Genomic DNA, 23,248 nt, shown 5'->3' with positions numbered 1-23,248 from the left:
GATATCTATTGGGTAGGCGATATTGTAAATTGTCCAAATGGCGAATCTAGGTGGAGTTAAGCGAGGAACAATTGACAGCATGAGGGGTAACCCGATTTGAATGAAGAAGTTTCTGCAAGTCATTGACTTCATCTTGAATTCCTGTTTTGTATTTTACAAGGTCAAACCGTATGACATATACAAATATGATCATTATTCGATTTCATATAAGGCATAAGCCATGATGAACGACAAACAGCGCATGAATGGTTAACGTAGTTAACGGATCACGCTGTAACTATCTCTGGAGGTGAATCCCTGAGAACCGGGGAAATCATTGGACATAATTACCATATTGAATATCGCTTTACTTATTATCTTGATTGCATTGACTGCATTTTTCGTAGCATCAGAGTTTGCTGTAGTCAAAATTCGTACATCAAGAGTGGATCAACTGGTCGCGGAAGGCAATAAAAAGGCTGTACTCGCCAAAAAAGTTGTCTCGGACCTGGATTATTATCTGTCAGCCTGTCAGCTCGGTATTACGGTCACCGCACTGGGACTGGGTGCACTCGGAAAACCGACGGTTGAGAGATTGTTATATCCGGTATTCAATTATTTAGACGTACCTGCTTCAATCTCGTCGATTGCTTCTTATGCGATCGCCTTTATACTCGTCACGTTCTTGCATGTGGTTGTAGGTGAAATGGCGCCCAAAACGCTGGCAATTCAGTTTTCGGAAAAACTGACATTGATGCTCTCCCCATCATTATACTGGTTTGGTAAAGTCATGTACCCGTTCATTTGGGCGTTGAATGGAGCCTCACGTGTTCTTCTGCGGGGATTCGGTGTGAAACCTGCGGAACATGATCAAGCTTACTCGGAGGACGAGATCAGAATCATTATGAACCAGAGTTATGAAGGTGACGAGAATAACAAGACCAAGCTTTCATATCTGGAAAATGTATTTGTATTCGATGAACGTGATGCCAAAGACATCATGGTCCCGCGCACGGAACTGGTGACATTAAGTCAGGATATGACCTATGACGATATTATTCCTATATTGGATGAACATAACTATTCACGCTACCCTGTCATCGAGGATGGGGACAAGGACCGTATTGTCGGCGTCGTGAATGTGAAAAAGATTTTGCCTGACATGGTTGCTGCAAGATCGTATCAACTAAGTGAATTCGTTCGCGAGATCCCGTTCGTTTCAGAAGTTACAAGTATCCAAGATGCGATGATAAAAATGCAGCAGGAACGTGTACACATGGCCGTGGTCGTGGATGAATACGGCGGTACCTCGGGAATCATTACAATGGAGGATATTCTGGAGGAGCTTGTCGGTGAGATTCGCGATGAATTCGATGCTGATGAGGTGGCCGATATTCAGGAGACCGGAGAAAATCAATATCTCATTAACGGCAGGGTACTTTTGGATGAAGTGGAGCGGCAGTTCGGGCTTAGCTTTGAAGGAAATGAAGAGATGGATACCGTGGCCGGATGGATTCAATACCAGAAGGGTGTAGGTGTGGAAAAAGGCGACACGGTGGAACATGGTGATTATGTCTGGACCGTTGTGGACACTGAAAATTATCACATCAAACAAGTTCTTCTGGAACGAGTGAGCGGTGCGCAGGTTGAGGAAGCTACAAGCGATCTGGCGTGATATTGCCCTCAGAATTTAAAGCGTTTTGGCAACGTAACAGTGTAGGGGACGGAATCGATTCTGAAGAAGCGTAGCGTTCGCGTTTGCAAACCAATTTTAAACCTTTGAAAACAACAATCAGGAAAATTTGGAGGCAATGGCGATCGGAAGAACGAGCCGTCACCGGAACATCACTCGTGCAACCTTAATATAAATTTTACTTGGAGGTGAATCCCTCAACCTGAGGGAAATCATTGGACGGAATAATAGCCTTGAATTTATTTTTAGTAGCCGTATTTATAGGTCTGACAGCCTTTTTCGTTGGAGCCGAATTTGCAATTCTTAAAGTACGGATGTCCCGAATCGATCAACTGATCTCGGAAGGGAACAAAAAGGCAGTACTGGCCAAAAAAGTGGCGCACAACCTGGATTATTATCTGTCGGCATGTCAATTGGGGATTACCATCACGGCGCTGGTATTGGGAGCCTTGGGTGAACCTACCGTTGAGAAAATGCTGCATCCGCTGTTTGAGCGAATGGAAGTGCCGGCGGCATTGTCTACCGTGCTTTCCTACGGTATCGCTCTGGCGATCATTACGTTCCTGCACGTGGTTATTGGTGAATTGGCACCAAAAACCCTGGCGATCCAGTTTGCAGAGAGAATGACGTTGTTGCTGGCACCACCACTGTACTGGTTCGGTAAAATCATGAATCCGTTCATTTATGCATTAAATGGAGCTGCTCGTCTGTTGCTTGGCATATTTGGTGTAAAACCTGCCGGGCATGATACCGTTCACTCGGAGGAAGAGCTGAAACTGATTATGGCAAAGAGTTATGAGAGTGGCGAGATCAATCAGACGGAGCTGGACTATCTTAAAAACATTTTTGCTTTTGATGAGCGTCTGCTTCAGGAGATTATGATTCCACGTGATAAAATTGTTACGTTGAATAAGGAAATGCCGCTTGATCAGATTATTGAGACGCTGAATCGACATGAATACACGCGATACCCTGTTATTGCAAATGGGGATCAGGCGCATTTTGTGGGCTTTATTAACACCAAAGAAATGCTGACGAGTGTAGCTGCGGGCAGAGACTTCAATATGGAGACATTTGTTCACAATACCCCGAGTTTCTCCGAGCGTTCTCCAATCAAGGATGTACTGATCCAGATGCAGCAAAGCCGTGTACACATTGCAACCGTGAAAAACGAGGCAGGTGCTACGGTAGGTATGGTTACGATGGAGGATATCCTTGAAGAGATTGTCGGAGATATCAAGGATGAATACGAACATAAAGATTTGGTGAATCCACCAAAAAGAATGAAACTGGTTTAAGAAGCAGTAATACAAAAGTAATACAGGAATACCAACCTAATCAATCGTTATAACGATATGCAGGTTCCCGGAGTGATCGGGGCCTGCTTTTTGTATTAAATCTTAATTTTAAAATAAAAGCTTGCATATTGAGGTTCAATGGATTAATATAAATTTAAAGAATCTTAACTTAAAGATAAATAACGAAAAGCAATAAATAAAAGAAGTAAAAACAACCTATGATACAACTAAAACAAGGGAGTGGAGATTATGTTCAGAACTTCAGGAATTCATCATATTACAGCTTTTGTTGACGATGCGCAGAAAAACGTTGATTTTTACGCAGGTGTGTTGGCGCTCAGACTGGTGAAAAAAACAATTAACTTTGATGCACCGGACGTGTATCACTTGTATTACGGGAATGAGCAGGGTGCACCGGGCACAATCATTACCTTTTTCCCACAGCAAAATTCAAGAAGAGGTGTCATTGGTTCCGGTCAGACTGGAGTTACCGTATATGCGGTTCCGGTAGGAAGCCTGCCTTTCTGGAAAGAACGTCTTGCTTCCTTCGATATTCCATATGAAAATAAAACCAGATTCGGTGAGCAATACATTCGTTTCTTCGACAAAGGCGGTCTGTTGCTTGAACTGGTTGAGCGTGAAGGTGGTCAGCCAAGCAGCTGGACTTTCAACGGTGTGACACCGGAGCATGCCATCAAAGGATTTGGCGGAGCCGTATTGTTCAGCCACGTTCCTGAGAAAACCATGGACGTCTTGGTGAGTAAACTGGGTCTGGAGCAAGTCGGTGAAGAGAACGGACTCCTTCGTCTTCAGGCAAGCGGCGATATCGGTCAGATCATCGATATTCAGTCCACAGGCATCCAGCGCGGGATTGGTGGAGCCGGAACGGTCCACCATATTGCATGGCGTGCCAAAGATTACGTGGAACATGAACAAATTCAGCAGGATCTTGAACAATCCGGATATCATCCAACGCCAGTCATTGACCGTCAATACTTCAACGCTGTGTATTTCCGGGAGCCGGGTGGTATACTGTTCGAACTGGCTACGGATCCTCCAGGATTTTCACGGGATGAACCAGCAGAGAGCATGGGTGAGAAACTGATGCTGCCTGAATGGTATGAACCACAGCGTGAGCAGATTGAACAATTGTTGCCACGAATTGAAGTACGTGAATGGAAAGGAGAGTCCAAATCATGACCACAACCAATACAATGAAACATATCTATAAAGCAGGTGCTCAGCCGGATGCGCCAACAATCCTGTTACTTCACGGTACAGGCGGAACCGAGAACGATCTGATCGGTCTGGCGGAGATGATCGCACCAGGAGCTGGCATACTTGGGGTGCGGGGTAATGTATCGGAGAACGGGATGCCCCGTTTCTTCCGCCGCCTGGCCGAAGGCATTTTTGATGAAGAAGATCTGATTGCTCGTACGGCAGAGCTGGGATCTTTTGTCGATGCAGCTGCGGTGGAATACGGTTTTGATCGGTCCAACGTGTATGCACTGGGTTACTCTAACGGTGCCAACATTGCGGCAAGTTTGATCTTCCATCAAGCAAATGTATTCAAAGGTGCAATTCTGCATCACCCGATGGTACCGCTGCGCGGACTGGAACTGCCGGATCTGAAAGGTCTGCCTGTGTTCATTGGTGCGGGCGAGAACGATCCGATTGTACTAAGACGTGAGACGGAGGAACTTGCTTCGTTGCTGAGCGGTGCAGGTGCCAATGTAAACACACATTGGGAGCGTCAAGGTCATCAGTTGACTCGTACCGAAGCAGAAGCTGCGGCAACTTGGTTTAAGACACAGGCATAAATTGTTGTTTCCTTATTAAATGAGCGATATGTTTAATCCTGGGTATCGTGAAGCTAAAGCAGTTAAAAACAGCCCTGATGGAAATTGAAATCGGGCTGTTTTTTTATATTTTATATATGATGCCTAGCCGCATAGTGGCAGGGACAGTTACCCGATCCGATTATGGATCGGGTTTTCTTTTCCATAAGGAAAAAGGAGGCTTAGCAGAACGGTGGGGCGGGGAATGATCGTTGAAACGTGATAGAAGCGACAGAACGGCTGTATCTTGCTGAAGCAACATGGTTGTCGTAAAGCATGGATTATTCTATAATAAAGTAATTGATAATCATTTTCAATTAGATTCGGTGAAAGATGATTATCCACGTAATCAGGAGGGGAATATGAATTCTAACCCTAGCTCACATACATTTGGTTCAAGTGCGTTTGTTCAGACCCGCGATGGTCGCAAACTACATTATATGTCCAAGGGGATAGGAGACCTGACGGTGGTGTTTGAGTCCGGTATGGGCGCCTCCAGATCAAACTGGGGACTGGTTGCACCAGCCATTGCTGAGCATGCACGTGCAGTTGTGTATGACAGGGCAGGGGCGGGACAAAGTGATATCGACTCGGCTCCCCGCAGCCTTGAACGTATTGCAGGGGATCTTGGGGAACTGCTGACAGCTCTGGGCCCGGGCCCATTCATTCTGGTTGGACATAGCTGGGGAGGTCCGATTGTACGGGCTACGGCAGCTGCACATCTATCTCGATTACGTGGCATTATCCTGGTAGATCCATCAGACGAGCATTGCGAAATGTATTTTTCCAAGCTTACTAAAAAGAGCTTTGCCATCAATGGTTTCATTATTCCAATCATGGCGCGGACTGGCTTATATAAGAAACTTGGCAGCAAAGCTGGAAGTGTTCAGCCTGACGATGTGGCAGCGGATCATCTCAAGGAGGATTTCACTGTACGGGCAGCCAGCACGATGCTTGCGGAAGGAAAAACATTTCTGGATGACATGGCAGCGTTGCTGGAACATCCTCCGGCTCTGGGTAATCTGGAAGTTAGCGTGATCTCGGGTACGAACCCGGGCAAGGGAGAGGGGAAAATCAGGCCTGCCCTCATCACGGCGCATCGCCAGACGGTGAGCCAGCTCTCTAATGCGAGATGGATTGGGGCCGATCAATCGGGACATATGGTTATGTATACAGACCCTCAGGTCATTATTGATGAAATTGTACGAATGATAAATGACGTGAGCTCAGGCGCAAGAACAGAGCAAAAGTGATACAATACAAAGAAAAGCAGTGCGCGACATTGCTAGATAAGTTGAATTAGTGATTTACACGATAACGGAGAGGACAGAAAGAACCTGAAAAAGCGAAGCGTTCGCCTTTATCACCGGATTTTTCCCTTGAGAAAAGGGAATCGAAAAAATCTGGGGATAACAGCGATTGGAGGGTTATTCTGTCATCGTAGTGTCAGTGTAAATAAAACTTTAGTTCAACTTATATAGACCATAAAAGCGGAGTGTGGAGACAACATGAAACCAGTTGAACAAGAACCAACGGGAACCACAAGTCCCGGTCGTGCCAGTGTTGGCATGGAAGATATCGTACGCGCACATCATGTGCTGCGTGAGGTCATTGTAAGAACGCCGTTACAGCGGGATGCTGTATTGTCGGCCAAATATAACTGTAATGTGTATCTGAAAAGGGAAGACCTTCAAGTGGTGCGTTCGTTCAAAATTCGAGGCGCCTATAATATGATTCGCAGTCTGACACCAGCCGAGATGGAGAAGGGTATTGTCTGTGCAAGTGCGGGTAACCACGCTCAGGGTGTTGCTTTTAGCTGTAATGCCCTTGGAATTAACGGCAAAATCTTCATGCCGAGTACAACACCGAACCAGAAGGTGAAGCAAGTGAGACGTTTTGGCGGCAGCAACGTTGAAGTGGTGCTGATCGGAGATACGTATGATGATGCTTATGCTGAAGCGATGCGTGCATGTGACGAACAGGGCATGACGTTTATCCATCCTTTTGATCAACCCAAGATTATTGCAGGTAATGGTACGGTAGCGATGGAAATCATGGAAAGTCTCGATGAGAATGCCGACTATGTATTCGTGACGATTGGTGGCGGAGGGCTGGCAGCCGGCGTGGGAACCTACATGAAGACCGTGAGTCCAGAGACACGCATCATTGGAGTTGAGCCACTTGGTGCAGCTTCCATGAGTGAGGCGATGTTCCGCAAACAGGTTGTGACGTTGGATGATATTGATAAATTCGTGGATGGCGCAGCGGTGAAACGTGTTGGCGATCTCACCTTTGATATCTGCAATAGTATACTTGATGACATTGTGAAAGTACCAGAAGGCAAAGCCTGCACAACTATTCTGGAGTTATATAATGAAAATGCGATCGTTGTGGAGCCTGCCGGTTCCTTGGCTGTTGCGGCGCTTGAGCAGTATCGTGAGCAAATCGTGGGCAAGACGGTGGTTTGCGTAATTAGTGGCGGGAACAACGATATCGACCGGATGCAGGAGATCAAGGAACGTTCCCTGATCTATGAAGGTCTGAAGTATTATTTCATGGTTAATTTCCCGCAGCGTGCAGGAGCTTTACGTGAATTCCTGGAGGAAGTTCTAGGGAAGAATGATGATATCACCCGGTTCGAATATACGAAAAAGCATGATAAGGAAAATGGCCCTGCCTTGGTGGGCATTGAGCTGATGTACAAGGAAGACTACCACCCGCTCATTGAACGCATGAACCGCAAAGGTATCGCCTATACCGAACTGAACAAAAATCTAAATCTGTTCAACATGTTAATCTGATGAATAATTACAAGATGCAATTAGATCACCAAGAAACATCTCCTCTGATCAGACCTGCACGCATAGAAGATGCTGATCAGGTTATTCCTTTGCTGTATCAGGCGATAGGAGACATTGCATACGCGCTTGCGGGTGAGGCGGATCATGAGAAGGCGATGCGGATTTTGCAGGCGTTCTATGTACAGGAAAACAACCGGATTAGCTATCGTCATGTGACAGTGATGGAGCAGGATGGGCTGATTGCGGGGATTCTGGTAGCCTATGATGGCGGAGAAGCAGATCGTCTGGACCAGCCGATTCTGGATCGACCTGGACGAAGCCAGGAAGAGAAGTATGCTTTGGTTAAAGAAACCCGTCCGGGGGAGTATTATCTGGATACTCTCTCGGTAAGTGAAGCTTATCAGGGGCAGGGCATCGGCCGGGCACTGATGGCTGCTTTTGAGCAGCAGGGCAGAGAGCTGGGTCACTCGCAGGTATCCCTGATTGTAGAACGGGACAACGGCCGTGCGCTAATGCTCTATGAACGGCAGGGATATGTCAAAGACGGTGTGATTGTCATCGCAGGACATGAGTATAATCATATGGTTAAACCGATTCAATAGTACAGAGCGCTGACGGGTTAAGTCAGTTTTGATGATAGAAGCATGAAGAAAACCGCCATAGGAGCGAATCCTGTGGCGGTTTTTGTCGTGATTATCTGTTGGGATTTAGCCTGAATTTTGGCCTGGATATTAACTCTGGGAACGGATTAACTCAATAATTCGCATAGTCGCTGACCGGCACATTCTGGTCCAGCCATTTCTCGACAGCAGCCGTTTTCTCATACTTCGATTCCTTAACCACGCCCATAAAGGCATCCAGCTTAGTGAGGAATTCACTATCGACGGATGCAAGACGCTGCAAGACGCCGTTGTAGCCTCTTTGGGCGTTCGCAACCATTTTGTTCGTGTCATAATCAAACAGCGGTGTATTGTTCAGCCCATAAAAGGTATACAGGGTATAACTGTTTAACAGATTATGCACCTGCTTAGCTCGATTTGATTTTGGATGCAGTTCCAGGAATCTTTCCTGGCCGAGTGCTCGAAGGAGAATTTCCTGATAGCCAATAACCAGAGCACCGTCATCCGCAGGCAAGTTTTTCGTTTCCCTTGTCATGATACTGATGTAGCTAGAGATATCTTCTTTAATTTCAGAGTTATATTTCACGAAAGCCGCATAATTCATTATGGGATAGAGGGAGCCTTCGAGCATGACGAGGCGGTAGCCGCTGTCACGGGCTTCTTTTAACAGTGCACGCAGATCAGAGTCCTGGGTACGCTCCATGAGTTTGGTGAAGCTATCATTCAACTTGTAGGCCTTGATCATCTTGTCCTGAACATTAGGTACGAGTATGCGGTCCGTCATGGCTGTTAGCGCCTCCAGGCGAGCATTCTCCAATTGAAGCACCATCAGGGTGGCGTGATGCTTTGTTACTTTTTTGATATGAGATTCGAGATAGGTATCCGCGGCAGGCAAGCCGTTCTTTTTATAGAGCATGGATTGAAATGTTTTATATATCGTTGTTGAACTGGCCGTCGTGACTTTGGTATCTGTACTGGAAGAAGCGGCAGCAGCGACTCCGGATAATGGAGCGACAGCCGTTTGGAGTAGCAAGACAATGGCGGTAGCTGTAATGAAGGTGCGCATGCCTGTACGTTTGGCGGATTGAAACGATGATGTCATAGATATGAACCTCCCGTAGTTGAGAAAATGATAGGCGTTGTTCACTAGTCACTATACATTAACCCAATTGGTGCAGGATGTGGTTGCGGAATGGTGACAAATTCTTCTGTTATTTTTAACTTTTGGAGGGTGGAAGATAGAGGAAGACTTCTGAGAAAATATTTTTTGTACAACTGGAAACTTTTGAGCCGATCGGAACGTCTTAGTTGTGCATAGGTAAATACAGGAATTAATGAAAAGAACAGCGAATCTATTTCGATGTTAACTAATTGCGAGAATGGGGATATGGGACATGAGGAAAGCGGGAGGAAAACAAGTGAAGAAGGTAATGTCAGCGCTGGCTGTATCGGCCATGCTGATGTCCGCACTTCCAACGTCGGTTATGGATGCAGCTGCGAGAATCAGTATATATATTAATGATGCAGAGTTATCATCTGCTCAGGCACCTGTCATGAAAGGTGGACGTGTACTGGTTCCACTTCGGTCGATTTTTGAAGGATTGGACGCGAAGGTATCGTACACCAACAGAACCAAAACGATTGTTGCAACTCGTGATGATCAGGAAGTTACTTTGAAACTTGGTTCCAAAACGGCATACATCAACGGAGAAGCGATCTCGCTGGATGTACCTGCGAACACGATTAAGGGCAACACGATGGTTCCAATTCGTTTTGTCAGTGAAGCTTTTGGAGAGAAAGTATTCTGGAACTCGCGTAATCAGCGTGTAGATATCAAGACAACCGCGACGCCTCCAGTGGATGAGACACAATATGCTGCATGGAACATCTATGGTTCGGTATCTGGAAGTAATGGAGATGGTCGTGACCTGACCGTGAGCTTCACACGTCCAACTTCAGAGAAGGCTGTATCTGCTTACCGAATTATGCTGGTGAAAACTCGCGATGTGAATAGCTTTACGGAGTCGGCAGCGTCTGCCGTACCTTCTGCGAACTATACATCGGTTACACCAAATGGCAGCAACCCGAAACTGACACTTAATGCACAGACGCGTGACGTAAACGGGGATTTGCTTAACAGCAATGAAACGTATCGCCTGTATGTACTGACTGTTGGAAACAGCAGCAATAATTATAAAAATGCATTGAACTGGTCTTCCCAAGCATTGAAGCTCAATAATGTGAAATCCACAGTACAGGCGGTTACAAGTCTGCGTGCCGCAGATATTAGTGACTATGGCGATGGCCGCGATCTGGAGATTAACTTCACGCAGCCGAACACAACATCGAATATTACGTATTATCGTGCTTTTGTTGTTAAAGCGAAGGACTCTTCTGCATTTAATCTGGCTGCAGCGAACAAAGTGTCCAGTGCAAACTCCACGATCATATACAAAGGAAACAGTACCGCAGTGAAAAGCCAGTTGACTTCTTCGACACGGGATACGTCCGGCGAATTGATCAAAAGCGGTACAGCATATGTAGTTTACATCTTGTCGGTAAGCACTAATACAACAACAGACAGCAAGCTGTCCGCAGCAACATCTTCACTTACGCTGTCCGTGAACACAGCAACCTCTCCAGTAATTACGCAGGTGAAGGATAACTCGGATTATGGAGATGGTCGTGATATTCAGGTGAGCTTCAACCGTTCATCAGATGAGTCCAAGGTGGCGAATTATCGCGTCTTTGTGGTGCGCAACTCGGTTGCCAGCAGCTTTAATCTGACAACGGCAAGCAACCTGTCCTCCAGTCTGTACTATACGGTGAATAAAACAGGTAACAACATTACAACGACTTTGCCTTCATCCATGAAGGACACAAGTGGTTATAACGTAACGAATCTGCAAGATTATCGCATCTTTGTGATGGCGGTGGGCAATCAGCAAAATGGATACACCAATGCGCTGTCAGCTTCCTCCACAGCTCTGAGACTGACAACGACCGGTAACGCGGGAGTTATTAGCAACCTGTCTGTTGCGGATATTAGTGACTACGGTGATGGGCGTGATCTGCGGGTGTCTTTCAACAAAGCTGCGGATGAATCCAGAATCTCTGCCTACCGAGTATATGTAGTTCGTTCCGCTAATGTGGGCAGCTTCACACTAAGCGCAGCTAATGCGTCAAACAACTATACGCAGGTGAACAAAACGGGTGGTAACCTGTCCGTTACGCTTCCAAACTATGCGGTAGATACCAATGGTTATACCATTAGCAATAATGTTGCTTATCGGGTATTCGTTCTGTCGGTGAACAACAACGGAAACTCCAGTCAGAATGCTTTGTCTGGTTACTCTTCCCAAATTACATTGTCGGCAAACGCGGCTGTAACAGCTCCGAGCAATGTGGTTGCAAGTGATATTGGGGATACTGGAGATGGACGTGATCTGCGTGTGACGTTCACTAAATCCGCAGATGAGACAAATGTGAATCATTATCGGGTGTTTGTAGTGAAAAATGCAAATGCAGGCAGCTTCAATCTGAACGTAGCCAATACAGTGAATAGCTCAAATTATACGTATGTAAGTAGAACTGGAAGCAACCAGACGATTACTTTATCTGGTTCGAGAACAGTGGATGGTGACTTGATCCGTAATGATGTAGGCTATCGCGTTTACGTGATGGCTGTGAATAATAATACATCTTTGGCAAATGCATTATCGTCAGCCTCCAGTGTAATCACATTAACTTCAAATTCCGCTGTAGCAGTGGCGAGTAATGTGAATGCAACCGTTAAAGATCAAGGACAGTCTGGAACGCCTTCGGATGTAACAATAACCTTCAATAAGGCAACTAACGAGACCAATATCTCCAATTATCGTATCCTGATTGTGCCTGCTAACCAAGTGAGTGCATTCAATACAAGTTCTGCTCTTGGAATTAATTCTTTTATTGAAATTAACAAAAACAATGCAGGCAGTCCGGTAGTACTAAACGGTGGACATCGAGATATTAATGGTAGTGCCCTTGTAGCTGGACAGAAGTACAGAGTGTTTGTCTTGTCCGTTTCGGACAGTACATCACGTGCTTCCAATCTGTCTTCTGCTTCCAATGAGTTTAATATCTTTGCACAAGCAAATGTGGTTCAAACTGCCACTATAACAGGTCTTCAAAATACAAGTACTGTAACCGAGGCAAGTTATAAGCTTAGCTTTGCTAAACCAACTTCTGAAACTGGGATTTCTGCATACCGACTCTTTATTGTTAAAGGAACAGATAATTTGGATATTACTACAGCAAGCTCTAACACTAGCTACCCAATTGGAAATCCTGCAGCGGTTGAAGTTACATTAACGAAAACAGCTATAGATTCAACTGGAGCCAATCTGGTGGAAGGAGGCGAGTACAAGGTGTATATTCTTTCAGTTGCTGCAAATACACCAACGAATAAACATACACTTTCAGGCCCATCGGATACATTCAAGCTTGATAAAGCTCAGTCTACGCCAACACAGGAGCCGACGCCTTCTACCAATCCACCAGCCTCAAGTGAGGGGCAAACACCTCCACAGGGCTGAATGTAAAAATTTACACTGAAACAAACTCGAACACCCTTTCCATCCGGAAAGGGTGTTTTCATTATGTATGAACGACAATCGTCTGGCTAGTATTTCAAATTGCTTTTTGAAAATCTTGTCGCCAAAAAGGTTCCTTAGACCATTGTTACATAAGGAACGAATAATGGATAATAAAGGTAAATAGGCGATATAGATCGAACTAAACATTTACACGAAACGGAGTGGCCAGTGTAAATATCATTAGTTTACCTTATGTAAAGCCTATGAGCCGAAAGGAATGATGGAATGCTTGCATTTCGTTTGACCGGCCTGCCGGATTCCCGGTTGCCGCTGTACCTGTATTGTGTAGGCACGCAGGAAGAGAAAGTTCTGCATAGACCGAATGGATTTCCGGTGTATCAATTGTTTTTGTCACATGGTGGTGAAGGGCAGTTCAGGCTTCCGGATAAAGGGGCATGGACGATGGGAGCAGGGCAGTTATTTATCATGGAACCCGAGGTTGCGCATGAGTATGTGCCTCATTCCAAATCCAAAGGAGAACTTGGTTATATCGGTATTGGCGGTGCATCGGCTGGATCGGTGCTACAATGCGCGGGTTTGATTCAGAACGAGCCGTACCATATCTCCGGTTTTGAAATCATCTGGTCAAGGATGACCAATCTCTGGCATGGGCTGGATCGAGGAGCAACGGAGATGTGGAACACATCAACCCTGATCTACCAGCTTATTTTGGATATAGCACAATCGAAAATTCCATCTGTTGTAGATATTGGCGGTGATGGATCATCGATGGCACAGGACGGCACTGTAACACGTTCTAATCGGGAGTCTGATCCGAGCAAGGATGCACTCATCCGAGCAGTAGCATTGATGCATACGCACTATCAAGACGATCTGTTATTGAAGCATGTTGCTGACGCAGTGGGTTATTCGGTTCAGCATCTCAATCGATTATTTCACCAGCATTATGGCGTGACAGGACATCAATATATGCAAAGATTACGTTTAAAGAAGGCTTCGGACTGGATGGACAAGCATCCACGAGCAAGTGTTCGAGAGGCGGCAGAGACCGTTGGGATGGAAGTGAACTATTTCATCAGGATGTTCAAGCGGGAGTTTGGAGAGACACCGGGCAAAGGAATCAAACATCGGAATCAGCTCCAAATGGAAAAAGACCTCACGAATTCGTGAAGCCTCGCTTATATAACGTGTAGCGTGTTATGCAGTTTTCTTTTGTCCAAATAAAGGCCTTACCGTTGCAAGTCCCACAACTCCGATCACCGCACTCACCCACGGAGCCAGTGCAAATACCGGCAATTTATCACGCAATGGATACCCTACAAATAGCACAAGGACCACGATGACGATGTAGATGATGATTCCCTTAAGGTTAACCTTAGGTACGGTGTTCTTGTCCGCTCCTTCATCGTCCGGTCGCTCAGCAAGACGGCGAAGCATCTCCACCAATGCGATCCCTCCAACTGCCGCAATGATCAGAGAGAACAGACTAATGTGTTGGAAAGGCTCCGTATCTCCGCCAGTCCAACCCACGAACAATCCCACACATCCTTGAATCAACATGACAAAAGACAAAGCCGCCCAAGCGATCATGGCATACCACTTTGGTGTCCGTTTCACAGGCTCTGGATTCTCGGTTGGCTGTGGTTCTACAGCGTTGGCTTTCTTTTTCGATGAAGCTGTTGGACTATTACCACGAGTTGGGCTGGATTTACCCAGCTCAACGGCAGCCGTCTTCTCCGGTGCTTTATTTGTTATCCCGAGCTGTGCATGGATGTCTTGTTCCAGATCAGGTCCGTATAACTCGCGAGCGGGTTTGTTATCCCGCTGAGCCTGTACGATTGCTTTTCCTGCGGAGAGTATCCACTCTTCCTGTGTTCTCTCGTCCGCTGGCGCATGACGCGCAATTGTGCTGATCTGGTCATACAATTTCACATGTTCAGGTGTCATTCGACTCATCTCGGTTATTTGCCGATTCTGTATTTCTTTAAGCTTCTTATAGGAAATCCCCAATGATTGCTCCCCCTGTCTACACACGTTCTGATCTTCCAATGGTCTGAAGACCCTGACGGTATTTTAGTATACGGGAAGGGCTCTCGTTTCGCAAAGTTATTCCTTATAAAAAAGCTGCTCATGGTGGACCCATATCCATACACAGGCCAGTATAACACAGGTGCATAACAGCACCAGTTTACCGTGATGTTGAATCCATTCCAGTAGATGTTCCATGAATTCATTCCTTTCGGCAGAAGGATTCCGAGGCATATGCTACCTATGTTTGTTCATTTATTTTCCCCTGTTCATGTAAAAAAATACCCTCACGCCTCCCAGATCTAACGATTGTGTGAAGGATGCATAAAGAGCAGCCGATTCCATCACAATAGTAGCATTTCCAACAGAAATCCAAGATTGGAGTGTGCTTGTTATGGATAAACAAACAGAATTGACGCGGAAGCTGCTACTGAACAGCAACTCCCGTGGAGTCGTGGACGAAGTTGTATCCTTTGAAGAGAACCTGGAGGATACGGAGTATGCAGAAGAACTGACAGATGGCAATTTGAAGGGAAGAAGTTTCTGGGACAATAGTGATTCGGGTCATGAGCATGAGTGGAATGGGCGGGTGGAGACCCACGAGATGTTCCGTAGAAGCTACGAATAACGATCCTGCAACACTTGTTAGAATTCCAAATGATATCCGGGCCAGCTGTTATCAGCGTGGCTCATTTTTTTGCGGTCATCAACCGATAAAATGTAGAATAACAGTCGACGTAGAAAGGATTCTTACGTACGTTGACTTGAAGGTTACGGGATGATAATATATGAATAACATCTTAATGCACACTAAACTTATCGGATTATATATATTTAATAAATGAAGCTCAACAGGCTAAGCGTGAAAGGGGAAATCGGTATGGAACGTCAGATCAGTATCCGTCATGGGCAGGAAGAATTAACAGCCACGATTCATTATCCGGTTGTGAAAGATATCAAGGAGGAGAAGAGCCAGCAACGGGTCCCTCTGGCGGTCATCTGCCACGGCTTTGTTGGTAGCCGGATCGGCGTGGATCGTTTGTTTGTAAAGACTGCTCGGGAGCTGGCTGAAGACGGTTATCTGGTCCTGCGTTTCGATTATATCGGTTGCGGAGAGAGCAGTGGGGAGTACGGAGCGGAAGGACTGGAGTCCATGGTGCTGCAGACCCGATCGGTGCTGGATTACGCGGTGAATTGCAGTGATGTAGATCCTACGCGTGTTACGCTGATTGGTCATAGTCTGGGTGGTGCCGTTGCATTACTAACTGCAGTACGTGACAAACGTGTCAAAAACCTGGTGATGTGGTCCTCCGTGGGTTATCCATTCAATGATATCGTGAAGATTACGGGACGGGAAGTATACGATGAAGGCGTGAAACTGGGTGCGGCTGATTATCTGGGATACAAATTCACACCGACGTTCTTCGAGTCCCTAGCTGAACAACAGCCATTCCAGGAAGCAGTTAAGTTTAGCGGAGATGTACTCGTCGTGCATGGCACGTCAGATGAGATTATTCCTGTAGACTACGCATTCCTGTATCAAAAGGTATTCTGGATGCGCCAAGAGGGCCGCTGTGACAAGGAGATCATCTTCCAGGGCGATCACACCTTCTCTTCAGGTAAAGAGCGGGAACAGCTGATTACGCGTACCAGAGAGTGGCTTGGCGAACGTCAGAAGATCGAGCAGGATTGGCAGCACTGGATGATATAAGTGGCAGGATTACAACTGTTTGGGATGTCAGCTTGGAAAAGCGCCTTCTTAAGGGTAAAATAGAGGAGTAAGCATTCTATCCGTGTCTGGAGGTTGGCAGCAATGACATTACCCGCACTTTTCATTGCGCATGGTTCTCCCGCTCTGGCGGTGGAGAGCAATGACTACACTCACTTCTTGAACCAGCTTGGAGACAGGCTGCCGGCTCCGAAAGCCATTGTCGTATTTACGGCGCATTGGGATTGTCCTGAACCGTCCGTGACGATGGATGATACACATCAGACCTTGCATGATTTTTACGGATTTCCTTCTACGATGTATACGATGGAATACCCTGCATCTGGGCAGCCAGATTTAGCAAACGAGATATGTGCTTTGTTCACCCGCAGCAATCTGGCACATCAGCCGATTCGAGGCCGAGGGCTGGATCATGGCGTATGGGTACCGTTGCTCCATATGTATCCCGAGGCTAACATTCCTGTGATTGCTGTATCTGTAGACTCACTGCGTACGCCGCAGGAACAGTATGATATTGGCCGAATGCTGGAACAGCTGCGGCATGATGATGTGTTAATCATTGGCAGCGGTGGAACGGTTCACAATTTGCGATTGCTGGGCAATACGGATGAACCGCAAGAGTGGGCGGTGGAGTTTGATAACTGGATCGGGGAGCGCTTGCAGCAGTGGAACACAAGAGAACTGTTTCAATATGAGAAAAAAGCCCCTCATGCACGTACGGCGGTTCCGTCGTATGGTACAGAACACATTGCACCTTTGTTCTACGCCATGGGTACAGCGGATATGTCCCGATCAGCGAAGCGTCTATTCCAGTCTTACCCTTATGGAACGCTCAGTTTGAACTGCTGGCAGTTTGGAGACGGCGTGTAACTTGGAACAGACAACAGCCTGATTATGGTGCTTGAAGCCAGTTTCGTACGAATAACGTGTATTAATGCATACAATTACAATATATAAACAAAAAAGAAGGTTACTGTACACCCTTGATGGGCTACAGTAACCTTTTTTCAATACAAGGACTTATTCATGCAATAGATCTTTATTTGCGGATTTCGAACAATTCACAGTCTGTACGCGAATGATAAGCGAGCTCACTGACACTGGATTGTACCACTACGGTGTTGCTGTCAAAACGGATAATGATGCCACCGGAGTCAATCTGGTGATTATCTTTAAAAACTCGAACCTTATACTTCATATTCATGGCTTCCTGGAAGTCCGCATCGGTCTCGAGACGTCGCTGGGTCGGCATATCCTGTACTCCTTTGAAGTTCAACTTTATTTCATCATAATACGATTTTCTGTGGATGGGCAAGTCAGTCAGGCATTCGGGCTGATTTTGAAAAGTAAAAAGCCCTGCTCTCCAGGGGGATTGGGAGCAGGGCCGAGAATGCTATGAATGATTGCTTAAGCTGTTTTTTGAGTAGGGCTAATCGTTGGTGTGTCTTTAGGAAGATTTCCTTTGTTGTTACGAGTGAACAATCCGCGAAGGTAAGGCAGTACCCAGTGATCCAGACCAATTTTACCTGCATTTGCACCAGCAACGACAAGGAAGATTTCCATTACAACCAGTTGAGCATTCGTGCTTACTGTTCCCGAGAAGAGGAACGCGAAGTTCATGACCATAGCCATCAGGGCAGCCAGTGTTGTGAAGCAGCCGAGGATGAGACCCAAACCTACAAGGAATTCACCCAATGGGATAACGAAGTCGAACAGTCCTGCGTTTGGTACTGCGAATTTCTCAAGGAACGTTGCCCACCAAGCTTGGACAGCCGGGTGATCACCTGTTGCTTTTTCTACCGCACCGGCCAAGAACCCGCCAGCTTGGAATCCGCCAGTTAATTTGCTCCATCCATGAGTCATCCAATCATAACCGATATACACCCGAAGTACTGTCAAAATCCACATTGCTACTTTGTTTTCTCTAAGCCATTGGTTTGTGCTGAACATATGAACCACTCCTTCATGGAATTTAGTGTGTGTTGTTTTTTTTCTTTTTCTAAGTGATCACCTTTGATGTCTTTATTGTATAGTTCAAAAGTCGTTTTGTTTGTGATTAAAATCACAATCTAGTTCAAATTTTAAGTAAGGTTTGAGGAGTTCACATTTAGGACATATTTTTCTCGCGATATGCTGTTTCAAATATGAATTACACGCTGTATCAAGGCCTTCTGGGCGCAGACAAATCGGATGGGGTGTGATTAAATGGAAAGAAATACGTGAAATGGTTGCCTACATGAGACATATATCACAACTTAGAACCAGGCCATATCGTTCAGGAGGTCCTATATTGAAGCTTTTTAAATGGAACAAAGCAGCATCGGCTGCATCTCTCTTTATTCTCTCATTGAGTCTTGTTGCCTGCCAAAACCAGGAGGCGACCCCGATGCCACTTCAGCCAGAACCGACACTTGCCCCTGTACAAGAAGAACAGAATGTGGAGGAATCCAACACGTCTCTTTATACAGCACCTCTGACGGGTCTGCCTGTAGATGAAGCGATTACGCGTCGACCACTCGCCGTAATGATTAATAATGCACCAGCAGCTCGGCCCCAATCGGGTCTTAGTTCAGCCGATATCATTCTTGAAGTCCTCGCTGAGGGAGGCATTACCCGTTTCATAGCCATCTTCCAGAGTGAAGGCGGTGCGGAGACGGTTGGACCTGTCCGCAGTATACGTCCATATCTGATTGAGCTGGGCGAGAGTTATGATGGGGTACTTGTTCACGCTGGAGGCAGTCCGGATGCGTATTCCATTTTGCAAAGGCAGCAGAAACAGCATATGGATGAAATTTCGAATGGTGGACCTTACTTCTGGCGTTCCTCGGATCGTAAAGCCCCACATAATCTGTATACTTCTGCGGACAAGCTGAGAGAAGGGTCAGATATCAAGGGTTATAGCCATGACTTCAAGTCTCCCGTATACATCTATAACGAAGAAGGCGCGACATCCGCAGGAGAGGCAGTGAAGCAATTCGATATCCATTATTTATTGGATAGTTACCGGGTGACGTATGATTATGATGAAGTTAGCGGACGATATATGAGAATGGTGAATGGCAAGAAAGATCAGGATCTGGATAATGGCACTCAACTTGGCGCAGCGAACATCATTGTGGCAGGTGCAGATCACAAGGTGCTCGATAGTGTAGGTCGGTTGTCCGTTAATTTGGAACAGGGCGGGGAAGCCATGTTGTTTCAGAAGGGCAAGATGATTCGTGGGCAGTGGGTGAAGAAGCAGGGGGATATTATACGATTTGCTCAGGGTGGTAATGAAGTTGCTCTTGTGCCGGGTAAAACCTTTATCAGCATTGTTCCCAATCAACCGGAATTTTCCAGTCACGTGAAGCTGGCTGTGCAGCAATAAAAGGATGTAATGAAAGAAAACAATGAAACATGTATCCATTTTGTTGTCAAAAAGGCATTATAACTTACCTTATCGTGAAAAGTAGAATCGTGTCGATTCTGTATTTTGATGTCGAATTGTAAACGCAGTGTAAAATCTTGACTTGAATTTACCATTATTCCAAATAATTAAGATTCATTTCAGATTAATGTGATAAGAATATAAAAAAGGATCACACCTTTTGTACAAACCATGAAACAAATATGATAAGATATCAAAGGTTGTCATTTCATGTTTCATCGGTTATCAGCAATTTTTCTCGTAAAGGGGATAGAGCTATGAAGCTTAAGAAGAAGAAGGATATATTTTTTGAGACACTGGAGAACATGGCAGATACGGTTGTTCAAGCGGCGGATTATTTCTCCCAGCATGTTTCCAACCTTCAGGATGTGACTCTTTTCGCTAATGAAATGAAGAAGTACGAGTCGAAATGTGATGATTTCGTGCATACGATTATTACAGAACTCAACAAAACATTTATCACGCCGATCGAACGCGATGACATCATGGAGCTGACAACAACACTTGATGACGTATTGGACGGACTCGAAGCAACGGCTTCCCGTTTCTATATGTACCAATTGACTGAACCGGATGAATTTATCGTTCAGTTCTCTGAAATTTTGCGCCAATCGGCTTACGAAATTCAGAAGGCGATCCATCTGCTGTCCCAGAAAAAATTGCTGGCTATTCGTGAGTACACCATTCGTTTGAATGATCTGGAAAACCAGGGCGACGAAGTGCTTCGCATGTGTATCAAACATCTCTTCGCTACCGTGTCTGATCCGATTGAACTGATCAAGCGTAAGGAAATTTACGAGCGTCTTGAGACAACAACGGATGCTTGTGAAGACGTAGCGAATGTGCTTGAATCCATCATTATGCGTAATTCTTAAGGAGCCAGAGAATAATGGAAACAACGATTTGGGTATTAGGTATAGTCGTCTTCCTTGCACTGGCGTTTGACTTCATCAACGGTTTTCACGACACGGCCAATGCCATTGCGACTTCGGTCTCAACCCGAGCGCTGACGCCACGTCGAGCTATTCTTATGGCAGCGGTGATGAACTTTGTCGGTGCGATGATGTTCACAGGTGTTGCGAAGACGATTGGGGGGAGTGTGACCGACCCCACCACGCTGGATAACGGGATAGAGGTCGTCATAGTCACCTTGATATCAGCGATTATCTGGAACCTGGTTACATGGTGGTTCGGTATTCCGTCCTCATCCTCACATGCACTTATTGGAGCCCTTGCAGGTGCCGTACTCGTTGGCGCAGGATCTGATAAAGTGAAATGGAGCGGATTCATTGATATCGTCGGTGGTTTGTTATTATCACCTCTGATCGCATTTGCGATAGGTTATGTGGTCATGACGATTCTCAAATATATTTTTGCCAAACGCAGTCCGCATAACGTGAACAAAGGTTTCCGTACGGTACAGATTTTCACGGCAGCACTGCAAGCATTCACGCATGGTACGAATGATGCACAGAAAGCGATGGGGATTATTACGTTTGCTCTGGTTGCAGCAGGTGTGCAGGATAATCTGGATGTTCCGCTGTGGGTTAAAATCTCAGCAGCAACTGCGATGGCTCTGGGTACATCCATTGGTGGTTGGAAAATCATCAAAACGATGGGTACCAAAATCTTTAAAATTGAACCGATCAACGGTTTTGCCGCGGATCTGTCAGCTGCATCCGTTATTTTCACAGCAACGTTGCTTCACCTTCCAGTTAGTACAACGCACGCGATCACATCAGCTATTCTGGGTGTGGGCTCCGCGAAACGTTTCTCTGCGGTGAAATGGGGACTTGCTGGACGTATTATTATTACGTGGTTCATTACGATTCCGATTACTGGGGCACTGGCAGGATTATTGTACTGGATTATTTTCTAAAAAGAGAAGTTATCCCGAACAAATTCGGAGTTACCAGACAATCTGTTCATAACTGTGTGAATATCGGGATATGTGGATAAATATACAACCAAAATCAAGAGACGCCTGTGCATGAACGTGTGGACAGGCTGGATATGTGGATAGCCATCCGTGGAATGATAAACCAAAAGAAGATATTCCTGTGGATACAGGGAACTGTGGATAGGGAAATGAGAGAAGCCAACAGGGTTGGCTTTTTTTGTTGTCGAGTTTGAATGCGTCTGTGGATATTTTGGACACGTGGGAGACGTACCTATGGTTAAAGTTGTACAATGACGTAAAGATACAGGACAAGGACGTGGTCTAATTTATGATTCGTACACTCGCCATTACACGAGAACATCAAGTCTCCGTTAACGTACCACTTACACAGCTGGATCTGAACGATTACGCCTGGGTATGGGCCGATTTTAACCAGCCAACGGAAGAGGAAAGCCGTTTGCTGGATACATATTTTCATTTTCACCCTTTAGCTATTGAGGACTGTCTGCATGTATTGCAGCGGCCTAAGCTTGATTATTATGATAATCTGCAGTTTCTTGTGCTCCATGCATTGAACCCGTCCACACTGGAAGCCGAGGAGGTTGACTTGTTTCTCGGATCAAACTTCCTAGTGTCTTTTCATCATGGCGTATTGGAGGAAGTGGATGAAGCGTGGGAGCGCTTGTTGCACCATGCACATGAACGAACCATCTGGGCGCGAGGTCCGGTGGCAGCAGCCTATACGGTGATGGACAAGCTGGTCGATCATTATTTTCCGTCTTTATTTGCGATTGAGGATGAACTGGCTGAACTGGAGAACCGGGGTGGACAGGAGTCAGTTGAAGACTTGATGAACCAGGTGTTTGATCTGCGGACTCGATTGCTGAAGCTGAGACGAACGGTAGTACCGATGCGGGATCTGCTCTATCGGGTGGTCAATTCCCAGCATGTACAGCGAACAGGTGAACATACGGCTTATTTTACCGATATCTATGACCATTTATTGAAGCTGACGGATATGATTGAAGCTGATCGGGAGATGACCGCTGACCTGCGCGACAGTTATATTTCCCTGAACTCCAACCGGATGAATCAGATCATGAAGACACTCACGGTGATTACGACCGTATTTATGCCACTCACACTGATCGCGGGTATTTATGGCATGAACTTTGCCTATATGCCTGAGCTTCAATGGAAGTTTGGGTATGGTGCGGTGCTGCTGTTAATGTTTGTGCTTGGCGGGAGCATGGTGGCCTGGTTTGTAAAACGGGGCTGGTTTAAGTAGGAACAAGTGTAATCAGATGTTAGTAACATGAACTTGTAATAACGTGTAT

General features: G+C 45.9%; 20 protein-coding genes. 16 read left to right on the top strand and 4 right to left on the bottom strand.

The window, feature by feature from the left end:
• The first annotated feature begins 316 nt into the window (after positions 1-316).
• The 7 genes from ACE04G_RS11715 (at position 317) to ACE04G_RS11685 (ending at position 8,211) form a co-directional block, all read left to right on the top strand.
• Positions 317-1,654 carry a hemolysin family protein gene (locus tag ACE04G_RS11715; RefSeq protein WP_339306800.1) on the top strand — a complete coding sequence of 446 codons (1,338 nt, stop codon included), beginning with the start codon at positions 317-319 and terminating at the stop codon, positions 1,652-1,654.
• A 233-nt stretch (positions 1,655-1,887) separates the two neighbouring features.
• Entirely contained in the window at positions 1,888-2,970 is a 1,083-nt protein-coding gene (locus tag ACE04G_RS11710) for a hemolysin family protein (protein WP_221818713.1), read from the top strand.
• 249 nt (positions 2,971-3,219) lie between these two features.
• Positions 3,220-4,170 (top strand): ring-cleaving dioxygenase, encoded by a 951-nt coding sequence (locus ACE04G_RS11705; RefSeq protein ID WP_445252489.1) that lies wholly within the window; start codon positions 3,220-3,222, stop codon positions 4,168-4,170.
• A 14-nt stretch (positions 4,171-4,184) separates the two neighbouring features.
• Positions 4,185-4,790: an alpha/beta hydrolase gene (locus ACE04G_RS11700; protein ID WP_221818798.1), complete on the top strand. Its 606-nt coding sequence runs from the start codon at positions 4,185-4,187 to the stop codon at positions 4,788-4,790.
• A gap of 380 nt (positions 4,791-5,170) precedes the next feature.
• On the top strand, positions 5,171-6,061 hold the full coding sequence (locus ACE04G_RS11695; protein WP_221818715.1) for an alpha/beta fold hydrolase: 891 nt from the start codon (positions 5,171-5,173) through the stop codon (positions 6,059-6,061).
• A gap of 255 nt (positions 6,062-6,316) precedes the next feature.
• Positions 6,317-7,609 (top strand): threonine ammonia-lyase IlvA, encoded by a 1,293-nt coding sequence (ilvA, locus tag ACE04G_RS11690; protein ID WP_017690682.1) that lies wholly within the window; start codon positions 6,317-6,319, stop codon positions 7,607-7,609.
• 14 nt (positions 7,610-7,623) lie between these two features.
• Positions 7,624-8,211, top strand: a complete 588-nt coding sequence (locus ACE04G_RS11685; RefSeq protein WP_339306803.1) for a GNAT family N-acetyltransferase — start codon at positions 7,624-7,626, stop codon at positions 8,209-8,211.
• A gap of 151 nt (positions 8,212-8,362) precedes the next feature.
• Here the strand turns inward: ACE04G_RS11685 and ACE04G_RS11680 are convergent, their stop codons facing one another.
• Positions 8,363-9,331 carry a hypothetical protein gene (locus ACE04G_RS11680; protein WP_339306805.1) on the bottom strand — a complete coding sequence of 323 codons (969 nt, stop codon included), beginning with the start codon at positions 9,329-9,331 and terminating at the stop codon, positions 8,363-8,365.
• A 316-nt stretch (positions 9,332-9,647) separates the two neighbouring features.
• On the opposite strand from ACE04G_RS11680, the gene ACE04G_RS11675 reads away from it, so the two are divergent.
• Both ACE04G_RS11675 and ACE04G_RS11670 read left to right on the top strand, forming a co-directional pair.
• The gene (locus ACE04G_RS11675; protein WP_339306807.1) at positions 9,648-12,806 is read left to right on the top strand and encodes a stalk domain-containing protein; all 3,159 of its coding nucleotides are present in this window, start codon (positions 9,648-9,650) and stop codon (positions 12,804-12,806) included.
• A gap of 285 nt (positions 12,807-13,091) precedes the next feature.
• Positions 13,092-13,997, top strand: a complete 906-nt coding sequence (locus ACE04G_RS11670; RefSeq protein WP_221818720.1) for an AraC family transcriptional regulator — start codon at positions 13,092-13,094, stop codon at positions 13,995-13,997.
• A gap of 27 nt (positions 13,998-14,024) precedes the next feature.
• On the opposite strand, the gene ACE04G_RS11665 is transcribed toward ACE04G_RS11670, so the two are convergent.
• Positions 14,025-14,837 carry a DUF1129 family protein gene (locus ACE04G_RS11665; RefSeq protein WP_221818721.1) on the bottom strand — a complete coding sequence of 271 codons (813 nt, stop codon included), beginning with the start codon at positions 14,835-14,837 and terminating at the stop codon, positions 14,025-14,027.
• 412 nt (positions 14,838-15,249) lie between these two features.
• Here ACE04G_RS11665 and ACE04G_RS11660 point away from each other — a divergent pair, with 412 nt between their 5' ends.
• The 3 genes from ACE04G_RS11660 (at position 15,250) to ACE04G_RS11650 (ending at position 17,454) form a co-directional block, all read left to right on the top strand.
• Positions 15,250-15,483 (top strand): hypothetical protein, encoded by a 234-nt coding sequence (locus tag ACE04G_RS11660; protein WP_047840502.1) that lies wholly within the window; start codon positions 15,250-15,252, stop codon positions 15,481-15,483.
• 252 nt (positions 15,484-15,735) lie between these two features.
• Complete coding sequence (locus tag ACE04G_RS11655) at positions 15,736-16,566, top strand: alpha/beta hydrolase (protein WP_036606057.1); 831 nt, start codon at positions 15,736-15,738, stop codon at positions 16,564-16,566.
• A gap of 102 nt (positions 16,567-16,668) precedes the next feature.
• The gene (locus tag ACE04G_RS11650) at positions 16,669-17,454 is read left to right on the top strand and encodes a DODA-type extradiol aromatic ring-opening family dioxygenase (RefSeq protein WP_017690674.1); all 786 of its coding nucleotides are present in this window, start codon (positions 16,669-16,671) and stop codon (positions 17,452-17,454) included.
• 169 nt (positions 17,455-17,623) lie between these two features.
• Here the strand turns inward: ACE04G_RS11650 and ACE04G_RS11645 are convergent, their stop codons facing one another.
• Both ACE04G_RS11645 and ACE04G_RS11640 read right to left on the bottom strand, forming a co-directional pair.
• Entirely contained in the window at positions 17,624-17,836 is a 213-nt protein-coding gene (locus ACE04G_RS11645) for a hypothetical protein (protein ID WP_017690673.1), read from the bottom strand.
• 155 nt (positions 17,837-17,991) lie between these two features.
• Positions 17,992-18,534 (bottom strand): DoxX family protein, encoded by a 543-nt coding sequence (locus tag ACE04G_RS11640; RefSeq protein WP_036606056.1) that lies wholly within the window; start codon positions 18,532-18,534, stop codon positions 17,992-17,994.
• Between the two features lie 340 nt (positions 18,535-18,874).
• Here ACE04G_RS11640 and ACE04G_RS11635 point away from each other — a divergent pair, with 340 nt between their 5' ends.
• The 4 genes from ACE04G_RS11635 to corA all read left to right on the top strand — a co-directional run bounded on the left by ACE04G_RS11635 (position 18,875) and on the right by corA (position 23,199).
• Positions 18,875-19,951 (top strand): DUF3048 domain-containing protein, encoded by a 1,077-nt coding sequence (locus ACE04G_RS11635; protein WP_221818722.1) that lies wholly within the window; start codon positions 18,875-18,877, stop codon positions 19,949-19,951.
• 317 nt (positions 19,952-20,268) lie between these two features.
• A complete protein-coding gene (locus tag ACE04G_RS11630; RefSeq protein ID WP_221818723.1) occupies positions 20,269-20,886 on the top strand; it encodes a DUF47 domain-containing protein in 618 nt (205 codons plus the stop codon).
• A gap of 14 nt (positions 20,887-20,900) precedes the next feature.
• Positions 20,901-21,890 carry an inorganic phosphate transporter gene (locus ACE04G_RS11625; protein ID WP_036668387.1) on the top strand — a complete coding sequence of 330 codons (990 nt, stop codon included), beginning with the start codon at positions 20,901-20,903 and terminating at the stop codon, positions 21,888-21,890.
• Between the two features lie 349 nt (positions 21,891-22,239).
• Positions 22,240-23,199: a magnesium/cobalt transporter CorA gene (gene corA / locus ACE04G_RS11620; RefSeq protein WP_036668386.1), complete on the top strand. Its 960-nt coding sequence runs from the start codon at positions 22,240-22,242 to the stop codon at positions 23,197-23,199.
• The last annotated feature ends 49 nt before the right edge of the window (positions 23,200-23,248 follow it).

Source organism: Paenibacillus sp. AGC31, assembly GCF_057334655.1.
This window is presented reverse-complemented; position numbering and strand designations above follow the sequence as displayed.

Excerpts from the sequence above, each read along its gene's own strand:
- ACE04G_RS11705 (WP_445252489.1), top strand. The coding sequence starts at position 3,220 with ATGTTCAGAACTTCAGGAATTCATCATATTACAGCTTTTGTTGACGAT.
- ACE04G_RS11700 (WP_221818798.1), top strand. The coding sequence starts at position 4,185 with ATGAAACATATCTATAAAGCAGGTGCTCAGCCGGATGCGCCAACAATC.
- ACE04G_RS11695 (WP_221818715.1), top strand. The coding sequence starts at position 5,171 with ATGAATTCTAACCCTAGCTCACATACATTTGGTTCAAGTGCGTTTGTT.
- ilvA (WP_017690682.1), top strand. The coding sequence starts at position 6,317 with ATGAAACCAGTTGAACAAGAACCAACGGGAACCACAAGTCCCGGTCGT.
- ACE04G_RS11685 (WP_339306803.1), top strand. The coding sequence starts at position 7,624 with ATGCAATTAGATCACCAAGAAACATCTCCTCTGATCAGACCTGCACGC.
- ACE04G_RS11680 (WP_339306805.1), bottom strand. The coding sequence starts at position 9,331 with ATGACATCATCGTTTCAATCCGCCAAACGTACAGGCATGCGCACCTTC.
- ACE04G_RS11670 (WP_221818720.1), top strand. The coding sequence starts at position 13,092 with ATGCTTGCATTTCGTTTGACCGGCCTGCCGGATTCCCGGTTGCCGCTG.
- ACE04G_RS11660 (WP_047840502.1), top strand. The coding sequence starts at position 15,250 with ATGGATAAACAAACAGAATTGACGCGGAAGCTGCTACTGAACAGCAAC.
- ACE04G_RS11655 (WP_036606057.1), top strand. The coding sequence starts at position 15,736 with ATGGAACGTCAGATCAGTATCCGTCATGGGCAGGAAGAATTAACAGCC.
- ACE04G_RS11650 (WP_017690674.1), top strand. The coding sequence starts at position 16,669 with ATGACATTACCCGCACTTTTCATTGCGCATGGTTCTCCCGCTCTGGCG.
- ACE04G_RS11645 (WP_017690673.1), bottom strand. The coding sequence starts at position 17,836 with ATGCCGACCCAGCGACGTCTCGAGACCGATGCGGACTTCCAGGAAGCC.
- ACE04G_RS11640 (WP_036606056.1), bottom strand. The coding sequence starts at position 18,534 with ATGTTCAGCACAAACCAATGGCTTAGAGAAAACAAAGTAGCAATGTGG.
- ACE04G_RS11630 (WP_221818723.1), top strand. The coding sequence starts at position 20,269 with ATGAAGCTTAAGAAGAAGAAGGATATATTTTTTGAGACACTGGAGAAC.
- ACE04G_RS11625 (WP_036668387.1), top strand. The coding sequence starts at position 20,901 with ATGGAAACAACGATTTGGGTATTAGGTATAGTCGTCTTCCTTGCACTG.
- corA (WP_036668386.1), top strand. The coding sequence starts at position 22,240 with ATGATTCGTACACTCGCCATTACACGAGAACATCAAGTCTCCGTTAAC.